The following is a 15,366-nucleotide window of genomic DNA, read 5'->3' as shown; positions in this document are numbered from 1 at the left end:
CAGTTCGGTCCCTATCTGCCGTGGGTGTAGGATACTTGAGAGGAGTTGCCCCTAGTACGAGAGGACCGGGGTGAACGTTCCACTGGTGGACCAGTTGTCGTGCCAACGGCAGTGCTGGGTAGCTATGAACGGACAGGATAACCGCTGAAGGCATCTAAGCGGGAAGCCCCCCTCAAAACAAGGTATCCCTGAGGACCGAGGTAGACCACCTCGTCGATAGGCCAGAGATGTAAGTGCAGTAATGCATTCAGTTGACTGGTACTAATGGTCCGATAGGCTTGATTTGATCCAGTAAAAGCCAGGCTTTTACGGACATCAGCATACATCAAGGAATACTTGACTTGGAATTTGATAGGCTTTCTTTGGTTTGGTGGTCATAGCACAAGCGAAACACCCGGATCCATTCCGAACCCGGCCGTTAAGCGCTGTCGCGCCGATGGTACTGCATCTTAAGGTGTGGGAGAGTAGGTCACCGCCAAACCTAAAAAATCCTATCAATGATAACTCTCAATACGTCCAAAAATATATCATAACAACGCATGTGAGCTTGCCTCGCCTTTCGGCTGGGTCTGTCATAAAATCGGCGTTTTTTTCTGGTTTTCAAGGGGCTGACGCAACCTTGGGATAGCCTGAACAGATGAGCCGCCTGCTCCAGAAAATAGAAGCGCACGCCAGAGAGCGCCCTGATGCCCCCGCGCTTTCAGGGGATGGTATCCGGCTTACATACCAAGATCTTGTGACGCAAAGTGCCGCGCTTGCAGAGCGGTTGCGCGCCCGTGGGTTTCGCGAGGGCGATTGCCTGGGCTGCCTCAAGACCTCTATGATACCTGTGGTTGTGGCAGGCTTGGCGGCGCTTCGCCTTGGAGTGGCCATTGCGCCATTGGATGCGCGCGAGACGGCGAGCAAGATTGCACATGTCTTTGAAACGGCGCGGGTCAAGCAGGTGCTCGCACAAAGCAAAGGCGCTGTGAACCTTGCGGCAGAGCTCGGCTTTGAGGCCTTTGAGCTGGGCAAGCTTGATATGCTGCCCTCAGATACCCAAATTTTGCCACGGCCTTCGGAAGATAGGATCTGGTCGGTTGAGCCGACATCGGGCTCAAGCGGTGTGCCCAAACTCGTGCCGCTTTCTGCGGCCGTTCTGGACCATTATATAAATGCACATGCCAGCGCGGCCAATCTGGGGCCACAAGACAGGGTCGCGCTCTTTGGAGAGATGTGGTTTGACACGGTCTTCTCAAACTTCTGGGCAGGGTCTCATGCGCTTTTCTATGATTTTCGTGGCAAGGGCGCGAGCGCGCTTGTGGACTGGCTTCGCAGCCATGAGATCACCGGGTTTCAGAGCTATCCTGTTGCCTTTCGCGCGATTGTGGGGGCTGCGAAAGAGCGGCTGCCCGCGTTGCGGTTTGCCCGGCTTGCGGGAGAGGCGCTTTTGCCGCGAGATGTGGCCGAGTTTGAACGGGTTTTTGCAAAAGATGCGGTTCTGACAAACAGCTATGGCTCTACGGAATGCGGCCTGTTGGCCTGTTACGATTTTGTGTCAGGTGCGCCACGCCCACAGGGCCCCCTGCCTGCCGGCTATCCGCCTGTGCCAGGCGAGTTGTCGGTTGTGGATGACGCGGGCCAGCCCGTGGCGCAGGGGGTTGCGGGCACGATCCTGAAACGGAGCCGGTATCTTGCGGAGCATTATCTCAACAATCCGGAGAAATCTGAGGGGGTCTATTGGACGGAAGCTGACGGCACGCGGTGTCTTTTGACTGGGGACATTGGCTATTTTGACTCCAAGGGGTGCCTGCACCTCATTGGCCGTGTGGATGATCAGGTAAAAATTCGCGGCTATTCCGTGCGCTATTCGGAAGTTGAAGCGGAGCTGTCAAAGGAAGGGCATTTCGCCGAACTTGCGGTGACGAGTTGGATGAGCCCCTTTGGGGCGCGCCAGCTTGTGTGTCATTATGTCTTGAATGCCGATGGGGCGCTTGATGTGCCAGCTTACCGCGCGGCGCTGTTGCGGCGTTTGCCGGCATATATGGTGCCCAATTACTTTATTGCGCATCAGGCGTTGCCCAAGACCGACTCAGGAAAGATCAGCCGGAAGGCGCTGCCAAGCCCAGACACGCAGGACCTGCCGCACGCAGAGGGCGCTGCTGCGTTTTCTGCCCCGGAGCGGGAGATTTGCGATATCTGGCAGCGCGTGCTGGGGCACAGAAACTACACTGCGCAAGATGACTTCTTTGATATTGGCGGGGATTCCTTGCAAGCCATGGCTGTTCTGGTGGCCTTGGAGGAGCGCTTCAAGGTGCGGCTCGGATATGAGAGCTTTGTCATGCAGGGGGCCTCTATTGCCCAGATCGCGCAGCGGATTGAACAGGCGGACAGCGCCCCGATTGTCACGCTGAAGCGCGGCGAATTGAGGCCACCCGTGTTTGTTATGCCCGTTGAGAACGGCGAGTTTTCTGATTGGTTGTATATGATGAACGCGCTCGGGCAGGGACGCAGCTATTTTGGTGTTCATGTTCGTGATGTGGCTGAGCGCACAGGGTTTGAACGCCTCTCGGTTGCCGAGCTTGCGGGCCATGCCTGTGACACGATCGAGGCCCAGCATGGGCTTGGACCCATGGTTATTGCGGGGTTTTCTGCGGGGAGTCTGCTGGCACTTGAGGCTGCGCGGGAATTGAACCGGCGCGGGGCAGAGGATGTCGGGTTGATCTTGGTTGAACCAACGGCGGGCCATCTTCAAAAAGAGCGGTTTGATTGGTGGGCGCGGCGCATTCTCAGCCCGTTGATCAAACAGCGTGATTTTGCACGCTGTCTCAACCGTGCGGGGCATATCTTCTTGCGGCGCCCGGCCCGAGAGCTCCCAATTGCGGATGAAACGGCCTTTCGAAACTACGCGCCCCAGAACCTTTGGCTCAACAAAGCGCTGATCATCTCCTGTCTTGAGGAAAACCCCCACAAAACGGCCAATGAAGCCTATTGGCAGGACCGGCTTTATCACCGGGCAACATGCCTTGATGCGCCGGGAAACCACACACATGTTCTGCGTGATCCCAATGCCGAAAGGCTTGTGCAACGGTTGGAAGACTGGATTTCAGAAAACTTTGCATAAAGTGAAAAGGAACGTCTTTTTTGGGGTTGCAACCCGTGCGCACGGGGCGTATTCGAAGCACTCACTTGGCGCGGGGTGGAGCAGCCCGGTAGCTCGTCAGGCTCATAACCTGAAGGTCGTAGGTTCAAATCCTACCCCCGCAACCAAATGCAAGAACGCTGGCCCAAAAGGCCGGCGTTTTTGCGTTTTGGGGCGAATCAAGGGCGGGACGGAAGGGCTTTTCCTTTTGGTGTGACGCCTGCTCGGTGAGACGGGTCATTGCCAGCCGGGCCCAGATTGTTGAGATGCAAACCAATTTGGGCCTCCGAGTCTTGGCTGGGTCATGCACGCGCCTGCAAATGCAAAAAAGAGCTTCCATTCTGTCGGAAATCACGGGAAGCTTGGCCGCAATATATAGCAATGCCTGTAAGAAAATCGTGGTTACAAACGGTTTCAGCAGTGTGCAGCGGAACACGGGAGATGAAAATGAAACGCAAACTATTCACTTTGGGGACGGCGCTGGCAACGGCGCTTGCTGTGACGGGCGCGGCGGTGGCCGACACGAAGGTGGGCATGATCACCACCCTGTCAGGCGGCGGTGCTGGCCTTGGGATTGATGTGCGCGACGGCTTTATGCTGGCTGTGCAACAGTCCGGGCGCAATGATATCGAGGTAGTGATCGAGGATGACCAGCGCAAGCCAGATGTGGCTGTGCAGCTGGCGGACAAGATGGTGCAATCTGAAAAGGTGGATGTGCTGACGGGGATTATCTGGTCCAACCTGGCGATGGCGGTGATCCCTTCTGTCACCGCGCAGGGCAAGTTCTACCTCTCGCCCAATGCCGGCCCCTCCGCACTTGCGGGCAAGGGCTGCCACCCCAATTATTTCAATGTGGCCTGGCAGAATGACAACCTGCATGAAGCCGCCGGCGCTTATGCGACCTCGGCAGGCTATGGCAAAACCTTTATTCTTGCCCCCAACTACCCTGCGGGGCAGGATGCGTTGACAGGCTATAAGCGCTTCTTCAAGGGAGCGCTGGCAGGCGAGCTTTACACCAAGCTCGGCCAGACAGATTATGCCGCCGAAATTGCCCAGATCCGCGCGAGCGGGGCGGATTCTGTCTTTTTCTTCCTGCCGGGGGGCATGGGCATTGCCTTCCTCAAGCAATATGCGGATTCAGGCGTTGATCTGCCCGTTGTCGGCCCTGCCTTTTCCTTTGATCAGGGCATTTTGCAAGCCGTGGGTGACGCTGCGCTTGGCGTTGTGAACACCTCGCAGTGGAACAAAGACCTCGACAACCCCACCAACGCGGCGTTTGTGGAGACGTTTCAGGCGGAATATGGCCGTTTGCCCTCGCTCTATGCCAGCCAGGGCTTTGACACGGCGAACCTGCTGATTTCGGCTTTGAACAAGGCGGATGTCAGCGATGCCGATGCCTTCCGCGCCGCGCTTAAGGCGGCCGAGTTTGACAGCACGCGAGGCGCTTTCAAGTTTGGCGACAACCATCATCCGATCCAGACGATTTATGCGCGTGAGGTGGTGAAAGAGGGTGACGTTTACACCAATAAGCTCATTGGCCCGGCACTTGAAAACCACATGGACGCCTATGGCGTTGACTGCAAGATGTGATTGATCTTGGCCGCGCTCTTTGGGGCGTGGCCAGATTGCCAAGCGCATGTCCTTTATCCTTATTGCAGAACAGGTGCTGAACGGGCTTCAGTTTGGCATCATGCTGTTTCTTATGGCGGCAGGTCTTACGCTCATTTTTGGGGTGATGGGGCTGATCAACCTCGCCCACGGCTCGCTTTACATGGTCGGCGCTTTTGCGGCGGCGGCTGTGGCGGGGGCGACAGGCTCTTTTGTGCTGGCGCTTGCCGCGGCGATGGCGGCGGCGGCGGCGGCGGGTGCGCTGATTGAGCTGCTTGTTATACGCCGGCTTTATGACAAGGATCATCTTGATCAGGTTCTGGCGACATTTGCGCTGATCCTGATTTTTTCGGAGGGCACGCGCTGGCTCTTTGGCTCTTTTCCGCTGTTTCTCAACATTCCTGCGGCACTCAGTGGCCCGGTGAGCTTGCCGGGGGGCATTGAGTATCCGCTCTACCGGCTGGTGTTGATCGGCGCTGGCCTTGCTGTGGCGGCGGGGCTGGGGCTGATGATCAGCCGCACGCGGATTGGCATTCAGATCCGCGCGGGCGAGAACGACCGCGAAATGATTGCCGCGCTTGGCGTGGATATTTCCAAGCTCTACACGCTCATTTTTGCGCTCGGCGCGGCCCTTGCAGGGCTGGCGGGCGCGCTTGTCGGTGCGATCCAGTCTGTGCAGGTGGGGATGGGAGAGCCGGTGCTGATCCTTGCCTTTGTGGTGATCGTGATCGGCGGGATCGGCTCGATCAAGGGGGCGCTTGTGGGCGCGCTGCTGGTCGGGCTGACCGATACTTTGGGCGGCGTTTTTCTGCCAAGGCTTTTTGGGCTCTTTCTGGAGCCTTCGGCGGCCAATTCGGTGGGCTCGTCGCTGGCGTCCATGGCCATTTATATCCTCATGGGAGCCGTTCTGATCTGGCGGCCAACGGGCCTGTTTGGAGCGCAACCATGATCCGGGAAAGCACGCTCAATGCGCTGATCTTTGCGATCTTTATCGCCGTGCCCGCCTGGGCGCTTTGGGCACAGGAGCCTTTCACCATCACGCTGATGACTCGCGCGGCTGTCTTTGCGCTGGCCGCTGTGGGCCTGAATATCGCGCTTGGCCTTGGCGGGCTGGTGAGCTTTGGCCATGCGGTGTTCTTCGGGCTGGGGGGCTATAGCATGGGCATTTTGGCCTATCACGCCCAGAGTTATTCGCCGCTGATCGAGGTGCCATTTTTGATTGAGGGCACAAAGTCCATGCCCATCATCTGGCTCGTGGCGGTGCTTGTTTCGACATTGGCCGCTTGGTGCATTGGCGTTCTGTCGCTGCGCACGGGGGGCGTCTATTTCATCATGATCACCCTCGCCTTCGGGCAGATGTTTTACTACTTCGCGATCAGCTGGTCGGCCTATGGCGGGGAAGACGGGCTGTCGATCTATGTGCGAAACGGCTTTCCGGGCCTCAACACACTCGACCCCATTCAATACTACGGCCTTTGCCTCGCGCTGCTGAGTGCGGCCTTGTTCGGCGCACATCGGCTGGCGAAGTCGCCCTTCGGGCTGGCGCTTGGCGCGGTGCGGCAGGTGCCCCAGCGGGTGGAGACTGTTGGGCTGGACGGGCGGCGCCTCAAGCTTGTGGCCTTTGTGATTTCCGGCGCCATCACGGGGCTCGCGGGGGCCTTGTTTGCCGATCTCAACCGGTTTGTCAGCCCGACAATGTTCAGCTGGCAGCTCTCGGGCGAGATCATGGTGTTCATCATCATTGGCGGGGTTGGACGCCTGTTCGGGCCGGTTGTGGGGGCGCTTGTCTTTGTCGGATTGGAGCATTGGCTTGGCGGTTTGAGCGATTATTGGCACATCTACCTTGGCTTGCTTTTGTTGCTGATTGTGCTCTTCGGGCGCGGCGGGCTGATTGGTATGTTGGCAGGGCGGGAGAAAAGCCATGGCTGACACGGTTCTTGCCACATATGGGATTCGCAAATCCTTTGGCGCATTGACGGCTTCGGAAGATATTTCGCTCGATCTGAAAGCCGGAGAAATTCATGCGATCATCGGGCCGAACGGGGCCGGGAAATCTACGCTGATTGCCCAGATATGCGGCACACTTGCCTCGGATGCGGGGCGGGTGGAACTCTTGGGGGAGGATATCACAGACCTGCCGGCGCGCAGGCGGGCGCAGCGCGGCTTGGGGCGGACTTTTCAGATATCGGCGTTGGCGATGGAAGACACGGTGCTGCAAAACGCCACGCTGGGTGCGCTTGGGGCCAGTGCGCGGCCCTGGCGCTTCTGGCAGCCGGCGCTCAAGGACAAGGCGCTGGTGGCCCGGGCCGACGAGGCGCTGGCGCGGGTGGGACTGGAAGACTTTCGCAACATGCGCACCGCTGAGCTGAGCCATGGCCAGCGCCGCCAGCTTGAGGTGGCTGTGGCGCTCACGTTGCGGCCCAAGGCTTTTGTCATGGATGAGCCCATGGCCGGTCTGGGCAGCGAGGGCAGCGCGCGGCTGACGGGCTTTCTGGCAAAACTCAAGCAGCAAGCCCCTATTTTGCTGGTGGAGCATGACATGGATGCCGTTTTTGCGCTGGCTGACCGGATCAGTGTTTTGGTGTATGGCCGGGTGATTGCGACGGGCTCGGTTGCACAGATCCGCGCCAATGCAGATGTGCGCGCAGCCTATTTGGGAGAGGACGCATGAACCTTCTCACTGTCTCCAAACTGTCTGCCTCCTATGGGGTGAGCCAGGCCTTGTTTGGCGTGTCACTGTCGCTCAAGGCGGGAGAAGTGCTGGCCTTGATGGGCCGCAATGGCATGGGCAAGAGCACAACAATCAAATGTATTTGCCGGATGATGGCCGCGCAGGGGCAGATTATTTTTGACGGGCAGGATTTGACACGCCTGCAAAGCCATGCTGCGGCGCGGCTCGGCATTGGGCTTGTCCCGGAGGGGCGGCGTTGCTTTGCCTCACTGAGCGTGGAAGAAAACCTGCGCGCGGCGGCGCGGGCCGGTGAGTGGGATATGGCCAAAGTGGCGGCGCTGTTTCCGAGGCTCGCGGAGCGGCGCAGCCAGCGGGCGGCATCGCTTTCAGGCGGCGAGCAGCAGATGTTGGCCATCGGGCGGGCCTTGATGACAAATCCGCGCTTGCTGATTTTGGATGAGGCCACAGAAGGGCTGGCGCCGATCATCCGGCAGGAAATCTGGGCTTCGGTGGCCGAGCTGAAGGCGCAGACGGGCTTGGCGATCCTGGTGATCGACAAATCTGTGAAAGAGCTGCGCAGCATTTGCGACCGGGCCGTTGTGTTGGAGCGGGGGCGCTCTGTCTGGCGCGGGCAAATGGCGGCGTTGAGCGACGATCTGACCCGTCAATATGTGGGTGTCTGAGGGGCCTGCTCAGGCCGCACACTGCTCAACCAGCGTGATCGCATCAAAGGGGCGCAACACGGGGTGGGCAGAGAGCATATGCTCGGGGAGATCTGCGCGCTTGAAGGCGCTCAACTGGCTCTGGGCCTGAAGCTCCGGCTTGCGCCGCAGGCGGCCAATAAACAGGCTCTCCAACGGTGTGCCAGCGGCAAGGAGCGTCTCATGGTTGGGAAGCACCAGCTGGTGGTAGGTGGCTGTGAGAGCACCGTCCTGCCAGATGGCGGAGGTGCCGTTGACGAGGTGGCGCGCGGGCACCAGCACAGCCTCGCAGCCAAACATATACTCGACCATGGGCTGGCTGACGACGAGCTTTTGATCAGGGGCGACGACGATATCTTGCTGCAAGCCGAAATAGGGCGCGCGCAACCGCACGGGGCGGAAGCTGCCAAAGGCCGGCACAGTCCGCGACAGATGGGCCAGAACGGGCGTTGGCCCGCGCTCAAGCGTATCGACAAACGCGCCCTGCGTGAGCGCGCTCACGGGGCGGTAGCCGGCGCTTGTTTGCAGCGGCACATGGGCGCCGAGGCTGGGTGTGGGGCCAAGCGGCTCTATGGTGTCGCTGACAGCAAAGAACACCAGGTCCTCGTCTGTTTGGACCGCGTCGGGGCGGGTGGCCATGATTTTGATGTCGGCCCGCCAGAGCGGGTGGGGCGGCGGGGCCAGCACCGAGCGCACCGTTCCGCGCTCGGGCTGTTCTATGGCCAGCCTTGCCCAGCGGGCGGGCCCATCCCAGCTGTAGGTGATGCGCAACAGATCGGCCCGTTCGCTGGCCTCAAGCGCCAGTGTGACATGGTGGCTCTCGCCGTTTTGGCTGAGCACAAGCACCACCCCTCCGCCGGGTATGGCCTGAAGCGACAGGCTGCGCTCCCAGGGGTGATGCGCCTGATAGGCCAGAAGCCGTTGAGGGCGCGCCTCAGGCGAAAGATGCGCTTCGACAACCAGGCTGCCGCGCGCGAGAAACGCCTGGTCAGGCGCGCCGTCATACCAGCGCTGCTCTGCTGCGGATATGGCGATCCAGCCCATGGCGGATCAGGCCACTTTGCACTCGGGGATGCGCAGCAACTGGGCCTCATAGGGCTTGAGCGTGCGCCGGGCTGCGGGGCTGTAGCCATGGCCTGTGGCGGGGTCTATCTCGGGAAAAAGACCGTAGATTTCTGCGGCGACCTCTTCTTCAAAGCTGTTGGCCAGCTGTGGGCCGGGCAAGAAGCTTTCGCTCGGAAGCCCCTCGGAATAAACCACTTCATGTTGATCAAACAGGAGGTGAAAATAGCTCACCTCCCCGCCTTGCATGACCCTTACCGAGCTGTCGTTGACAAGATCGCGGGCGGCGACCAGCACCTCATATTCTCCAAAGAGCAGCTCTGCGAGGCTGTCGCGGATCAAGATGCGATGCAGCGGTGAGACCCAGAGTTCCTTGTGGCGGCCAAAGGTGTTGGCGCGGATGCAGATGGGGGCGTGCTTGCCGCGCGCTTCTGTGCGGCGCTCTCCGATCCAGCGCAGAGGTTGGAAGCCGTTGTCGCGGGTCTTGATTTGCGCGCCGGGGGCGAGCCGTTCAACCGGGACATAGCCATGCTCCGTCAGGATCCGGGTGCCGCGCACGAAGCAGGGCACAGCATCGACCAGAACAAAGCCTGTGGCTGTGTCGGTGCCGTCGTCGATGGTGTAGGTGAAGTTGAAGTCCTCAACGGTGCTTGCGGCCAGCATGGTGAATGTGCCATCGGCGTTGAGTGTGATGGTCTGGCCTGTTGTCAGCACGACAGAGCTGCCGGCGGTGACGGCCACGCCATTGATATGGGTGATGGTGAGCGTGGCCGATGTTGGCCGGATGTCATTGCCCAGAATATCAATGGTTTTGATCTGCCCCGGAGCGGTGAGGTGATAGCTGTCATCCTGTGCAATCAGCACGGTTTGAACGCTGTCAGCTGCGATCAACAGGTTGGAATCAAAGCTGCTGTCCAGCACATCTGCGATGCCGATCCGGATCGAATTGGTTTGTCCGGCATTGACAGGCATGGTCAGGCTCATGGTGACAGTGAAGCCGTCCATTTCTGTGTTGAACGCATCATTTGCGTTGTTGTGAAACAGGTTTGCATTGGATGTCGTGCTGATGTTGGCGGGGTCCACATCGCCATTGCCCACGCTCAGATCAACGAAGCTTCCGTTGACCCAGACGCCGATGAAATCCTGATAAAGCGAGTTGGTAAACTCGGGATACTCCTCGGAGGAAAACACGAATTGCAGCGTCATCAGGCTGCCTGTGGGCACGAAATCAACATCCAGATAGGAGGCGTCATAGGTGCGCGCCCCGGCGGCGGCGTTGAAATCGGGATGGTTGTTTTGCCCACCCGTGTTGGTGCTGCGGGCGGTGCTTTGGTTGGATTGACCGGAGCTGTTTGTGAAGCTGCTGGCGCGGCCCGTCGAGAGAATAACCCCCGTATCTGAGGGCGTTACGCCCGGAGCGACGCTGTCGCCGTTGGAGTAGATTCCGGAGGAATAGCTGCTGCCCGAATAGGAGGCTCCTGAGACGGTTGCTCCGTTGCCAAAAATGGTCTGGGCCATCTGGAGCGCGGACGCATTTGTATTGATCGGCAAAGTTGACGCTGCCACCATAGTATTACTGCCTCATTCGGGCAAAGCGGCCGGCGCGATACTGTAACATACAGATATCATTGGCGATTTTCGCTCTGTGGTCGATCAGGATCTTTCAGACCCTGCGCACCTGCTTTGCCTCTGGTTTTTATTAATGAAAAGTTAACACTAAAGAGTCTGCGCTGTTAAGATATTTCGGTGGGTCTTGGCAGAAACGTGGCAAATTTGCGGCGGTCTCTTGTTTGCGGCTCGCCTTTTGGCACGATATGTAGTGTTCTGTGCGGCGAGTTGGTGAAAGGCGGAGAAAATGGCTTCAAATGTGGATGCGGCAGAGCTGACGAAATCCCTTATAAAGTGCCCCTCGGTAACGCCTCATGAAGGTGGCGCACTCACCTTGCTGGAAGCGCTTTTGAGCGCGGCGGGCTTTGAGTGCACCCGTGCGGACCGGGGCGAGGTGAGCAACCTGTTTGCGCGCTGGGGCAAGAGAGGCGCGAACAAGTCTTTCGGCTTTAACGGCCATACCGATGTTGTCCCTGTGGGCGATGAGGCCGCGTGGAGCGTGCCACCCTTTGGCGCTGTTGAAAAGGACGGGATGATCTGGGGGCGCGGCGCGACCGATATGAAATCGGGCGTGGCGGCCTTTGTGGCGGCGGCCATCGAATTTGTGCAAGATACACCTCCAGACGGTGCGGTGATTTTGACGATCACGGGCGACGAGGAGGGCGACGCGATTGACGGCACAACCGCGCTTCTGGAGCATATGGCCAAAGCGGGCGAGCGCATGGATGTCTGCCTTGTGGGCGAGCCGACCTGCCCCAACGAGATGGGCGAGATGATGAAGATCGGCCGGCGCGGGAGCATGACAGCCTGGTTCACCGTGACAGGTGTGCAGGGGCATTCGGCCTATCCGCACCGCGCCAACAACCCGCTCAGCGCCATGGCGCGGCTGATGGACCGGCTTGCCAGCGCCGAGCTTGACAGAGGCACGGCGCATTTTGACGCCTCGACCCTTGCGGTTGTGACAATTGATACGGGCAACGGGGCGACCAATGTGATCCCCGCGCAGAGCCGCGCGACTGTGAACATCCGCTTCAACGACAGCCACAGCGGCGCATCGCTGAGCGAATGGCTGGAGGGCGAGGCCGCCAAAATCCGCGCGGAATTTGGCGTAGGCGTTGATATGACAGTGAAAATCTCGGGTGAGAGCTTTATCACGCCGCCGGGGGACTTATCGGCTTTGGTGGCCAAAAGCGTTGAGGCTGTCACGGGCCGCGTGCCCGAAATGTCCACCACGGGCGGCACATCGGATGCGCGCTTTATGAAAGAGCATTGCCCTGTGGTTGAGTTTGGCCTTGTCGGCAAGACCATGCATCAGGTGGACGAGCGGGTCGAGGTGGCGCAGATTCATCAGCTCAAAGACATCTACAAACGTATTTTGAGCGACTATTTTGCAGGCTAGGCAGCACCTCATCGTGATGGTGAAATTCCCCGCCGCGGGGCGGGTGAAAACGCGGCTGGCGCGCGACATTGGCCGTGTGGCGGCGGCGTGGTGGTTTCGCCATTCGGTGCGCCGATTGCTGCGCCGCCTTGACGATCCGCGCTGGCAAATCTGGCTGAGTGTTGCGCCTGACACGGCGCTGGGCAGCGCAGTTTGGCCTGCGCATGTGCCGCGTATTTCGCAAGGGCCGGGGGGCTTGGGAGAGCGGATGCGCGCAGCTTTTGAGGCGCTGCCCAAGGGGCGGGCTTGCCTCATTGGTGGCGATATTCCAGGTGTGGAAAAGCGCCATATTGCCGAGGCTTTTGCCGCTCTGGGCGCGCGCGAGGCGGTGTTTGGCCCTGCCACGGACGGGGGCTTCTGGCTCACCGGCTTTCGCCGCAGCCGCCCCTTGCCGCCACGGCTTTTTGAGGGTGTGCGCTGGTCAAGTGCTGAGGCTTTGGCTGACAGTATCGCCACGCTGAATGGCCAGAGCCATGCGCTTGTGGCCGCGCTCTCGGATGTGGACACCGCCGCCGATTTGAGCAGCGTTCCGCGCCGTTAACCAATGCTGCGCTGCCATAATTAGGGGGGTGATATGCGTGCACAACCCGTGCACACAGCGTGCACCGCCTGATTGCGACGTGACTTAACACAAAATGAGTTAACGCCGCGCACGGCGCGCGGCGCGTTTACGAAGAGATGAACAGAAGGTAAATATTCCCTTCCTTCCGGGGCCGTGATAGCGCTGGAGCCATGAACAAGCTCCCCACCAAGGACGAGATCCTCACATGGATTTCGGACAACCCGACTCTCACCGCGAAGCGCGATATTGCCAAGGCTTTTGGCATCAAAGGGGCGCAGCGGATTGATCTCAAGCGTATCCTCAAGGAGCTTGAGGCCGAGGGGCATTTGCAAAAGCGCAAAAAGACCTATCGCGACAGGGACAAGCTGCCGCCTGTATCGGTTTTGCGCATGGTTGCGCCTACGGCTGATGGAGACCTGCTGGCTGAACCGCTGGAGTGGCAGGGGGAGGGCGCGGCACCTGTTGTCTTGATGATTGTGAAAGCCTCTGACCCTGCCTTGGGTGAGGGCGATCAGATCCTTGCGCGGCTCAGCGCGGTTGCGGGCGAAAGCCACGCCTATGAGGGCCGCCTCATCCGCCGCATCGGCACAAACCCTGCGCGGGTGTTGGGCATTTTCCGTGCGGGGGCCGAGGGTGGGCGGATCGTGCCGGTTGACAAGGGCGAGCAGACGGAATGGACCGTGGCCGCCGGCGCGACCCATGGCGCGAAGGATGGCGAGCTTGTGCAAGCCGAGCAGGCCGGGCCACGCGGGCGCATGGGCCTGCCCAAAGCGCGGATTGTCGATCGGCTTGGAGATCCGAGCCAGCCGCGGGCTGTGAGCCTGATTGCCATCCATCAGCATGGCATTCCCGACCGCTTCCCTGATGAGGTGATTGCCGAGGCCGACAGCATGAAGCCTGCGGGGCTGACGGGGCGCGCGGATTTGCGCGACATGCCTTTGGTCACGATTGACCCTTCGGATGCGCGCGACCATGACGACGCCTGTTATGCCGAGGCCGACACCGACCCGCAGAACAAGGGCGGGCATATCATCTGGGTCGCCATCGCCGATGTGGCGCATTATGTGCGCGCCGGCAGTGCTCTTGACCGCGAGGCAAGGAAGCGCGGCAACTCGAGCTACTTCCCCGACCGCGTTGTGCCGATGTTGCCTGACAGGCTTTCGGGCGATCTTTGCTCGCTGCACGAGGGCGTGCCGCGCGCCTGTGTTGCGGTGCGGATGCAGGTGACGGAGACGGGCGAGAAGCTCAGTCACAGCTTTGTGCGCGGGCTGATGAAGTCGCCCGCCTCGCTCAATTACCAGGAGGTGCAGGCGGCACAGGATGGTGCGCCGAACGAGACATGCGCGCCCTTGATGGACGATGTGATTGGGCCTTTGTATGCGGCCTATTATGCCCTGCGCGCGGCGCGCGCTCTGCGCCAGCCGCTGGAGCTTGATTTGCCCGAGCGCAAAGTTGTGCTCACCGAGGCGGGCGAGGTGGCCTCGATTGATTATGCCGAGCGGCTCGATGCGCACCGGATGATCGAGGAGTTCATGGTGCTGGCCAATGTCTGCGCCGCCGAGGAGCTGATCAAGCGCAAGTCTGCGCAGCTGTTTCGTGTGCATGAAGAGCCGAGTGCCGAGAAGATCGAGAGCCTGCGCGAAGTGGCGCAGGCCAGCGGGCTGACCCTGGCCAAGGGGCAGGTGCTCAAGACAATGCATCTCAACCGGCTGCTGAAGCAGGCCGAGGGGCTGGAAGAGGCCGAGCTGATCAATATGAGCACGCTGCGTTCGATGTCGCAGGCCTATTACTCCAAGGACAATTTCAGCCACTTCGGCCTTGCGCTGAGGGCTTATTCGCATTTCACCTCGCCGATCCGCCGCTATGCCGACCTTGTGGTGCACCGCGCGCTGGTTTCGGCCCATGGCTGGGGCGAAGACGGGCTGACAGCGGCGGATGAGGCGCGCCTGGAAGAGACCGCGCAGCATATCTCCGCCACGGAGCGGCGCTCCATGTTGGCAGAGCGCGACACGACAGATCGCTACCTTGCGGCCTATCTCAACAAGCGCGTCGGCGAAGTCTTTGAGGGCAAGGTGAGTGGGATTGCGCGTTTCGGCATCTTCGTGAAGCTCGATGAAACGGGGGCCGATGGCCTTGTGCCGATGCGCGCGCTGGGGCGCGAGTATTTCACCTATGATGCCGAGCGTGGCGTGCTGATCGGGTCGGAAACCCGCCGTGAAATCACCCTTGGTCTGCGGGTCAAGGTCAAGCTGGCCGAGGCCGCACCCGTCACCGGCGGCATTGCGCTGGAGCTTCTGGAGATCGAGGGCAAGACCGTCCCCCAGGGGCGCAAGTCCGGCCGCGGCAAGCCCCCCAGGCGCGCCCAACACAAAGCCCGCGCCAAGGCCGCCAAAACCAAACGCAAGGTCGAACGCAAACGCAAATAGCTGTCTTCTGTGCAAAACTGTCCGGAAGGGGGCAGGCGCTGGCAGGCTATTGAATTGGGGGAGCGGCGCTCTTCTGCCTGCCATGCGCGCTGTCTTGTGGTTGGATCGAGACGGCTCTTTCAGAAAAATCTGTTTCGCGCTAGGCTCATCGCAACAGGCGAGACAGGCA

11 protein-coding genes, 1 tRNA gene and 2 rRNA genes are annotated in these 15,366 nt (G+C 60.1%); 12 read left to right on the top strand and 2 right to left on the bottom strand.

Going from position 1 to position 15,366, the window contains the following annotated elements:
• The 9 genes from Q0478_RS01860 to Q0478_RS01820 all read left to right on the top strand — a co-directional run.
• Positions 1-286 (top strand): 23S ribosomal RNA (locus tag Q0478_RS01860); the annotation flags it as partial.
• Positions 287-366: 80 nt separating this feature from the next.
• Positions 367-481, top strand: a 5S ribosomal RNA gene (gene rrf, locus Q0478_RS01855).
• A 156-nt stretch (positions 482-637) separates the two neighbouring features.
• Complete coding sequence (locus Q0478_RS01850; RefSeq protein WP_298675584.1) at positions 638-3,103, top strand: AMP-binding protein; 2,466 nt, start codon at positions 638-640, stop codon at positions 3,101-3,103.
• A 69-nt stretch (positions 3,104-3,172) separates the two neighbouring features.
• A tRNA-Met gene (locus Q0478_RS01845) sits at positions 3,173-3,249 on the top strand.
• Between the two features lie 319 nt (positions 3,250-3,568).
• Positions 3,569-4,711 (top strand): ABC transporter substrate-binding protein, encoded by a 1,143-nt coding sequence (locus Q0478_RS01840; protein WP_298675582.1) that lies wholly within the window; start codon positions 3,569-3,571, stop codon positions 4,709-4,711.
• A gap of 46 nt (positions 4,712-4,757) precedes the next feature.
• Positions 4,758-5,678 (top strand): branched-chain amino acid ABC transporter permease, encoded by a 921-nt coding sequence (locus Q0478_RS01835; RefSeq protein WP_298675579.1) that lies wholly within the window; start codon positions 4,758-4,760, stop codon positions 5,676-5,678.
• Positions 5,675-6,658, top strand: coding sequence for a branched-chain amino acid ABC transporter permease (locus Q0478_RS01830; protein WP_298675576.1), 984 nt, complete (start codon positions 5,675-5,677; stop codon positions 6,656-6,658). Before Q0478_RS01835 ends, Q0478_RS01830 begins: the two co-directional genes overlap by 4 nt.
• Positions 6,651-7,400 (top strand): ABC transporter ATP-binding protein, encoded by a 750-nt coding sequence (locus tag Q0478_RS01825; protein ID WP_298675573.1) that lies wholly within the window; start codon positions 6,651-6,653, stop codon positions 7,398-7,400. Before Q0478_RS01830 ends, Q0478_RS01825 begins: the two co-directional genes overlap by 8 nt.
• Complete coding sequence (locus Q0478_RS01820; protein WP_298675570.1) at positions 7,397-8,083, top strand: ABC transporter ATP-binding protein; 687 nt, start codon at positions 7,397-7,399, stop codon at positions 8,081-8,083. The genes Q0478_RS01825 and Q0478_RS01820 overlap by 4 nt, the downstream gene beginning before the upstream one ends.
• A gap of 9 nt (positions 8,084-8,092) precedes the next feature.
• On the opposite strand, the gene Q0478_RS01815 is transcribed toward Q0478_RS01820, so the two are convergent.
• Positions 8,093-9,145: a Hint domain-containing protein gene (locus Q0478_RS01815; protein WP_298675568.1), complete on the bottom strand. Its 1,053-nt coding sequence runs from the start codon at positions 9,143-9,145 to the stop codon at positions 8,093-8,095.
• A 6-nt stretch (positions 9,146-9,151) separates the two neighbouring features.
• Positions 9,152-10,681: a Hint domain-containing protein gene (locus Q0478_RS01810; protein WP_298675566.1), complete on the bottom strand. Its 1,530-nt coding sequence runs from the start codon at positions 10,679-10,681 to the stop codon at positions 9,152-9,154.
• Positions 10,682-11,018: 337 nt separating this feature from the next.
• On the opposite strand from Q0478_RS01810, the gene dapE reads away from it, so the two are divergent.
• The 3 genes from dapE to rnr all read left to right on the top strand — a co-directional run bounded on the left by dapE (position 11,019) and on the right by rnr (position 15,197).
• The gene (gene dapE / locus Q0478_RS01805) at positions 11,019-12,170 is read left to right on the top strand and encodes a succinyl-diaminopimelate desuccinylase (RefSeq protein ID WP_298675563.1); all 1,152 of its coding nucleotides are present in this window, start codon (positions 11,019-11,021) and stop codon (positions 12,168-12,170) included.
• A 16-nt stretch (positions 12,171-12,186) separates the two neighbouring features.
• Positions 12,187-12,750 carry a DUF2064 domain-containing protein gene (locus Q0478_RS01800; protein WP_298675604.1) on the top strand — a complete coding sequence of 188 codons (564 nt, stop codon included), beginning with the start codon at positions 12,187-12,189 and terminating at the stop codon, positions 12,748-12,750.
• A 191-nt stretch (positions 12,751-12,941) separates the two neighbouring features.
• On the top strand, positions 12,942-15,197 hold the full coding sequence (gene rnr / locus Q0478_RS01795) for a ribonuclease R (RefSeq protein WP_298675560.1): 2,256 nt from the start codon (positions 12,942-12,944) through the stop codon (positions 15,195-15,197).
• Positions 15,198-15,366 lie beyond the last annotated feature (169 nt).

This window comes from uncultured Lentibacter sp., assembly GCF_937123735.1.
Lineage (GTDB): Bacteria > Pseudomonadota > Alphaproteobacteria > Rhodobacterales > Rhodobacteraceae > Lentibacter.
This window is presented reverse-complemented; position numbering and strand designations above follow the sequence as displayed.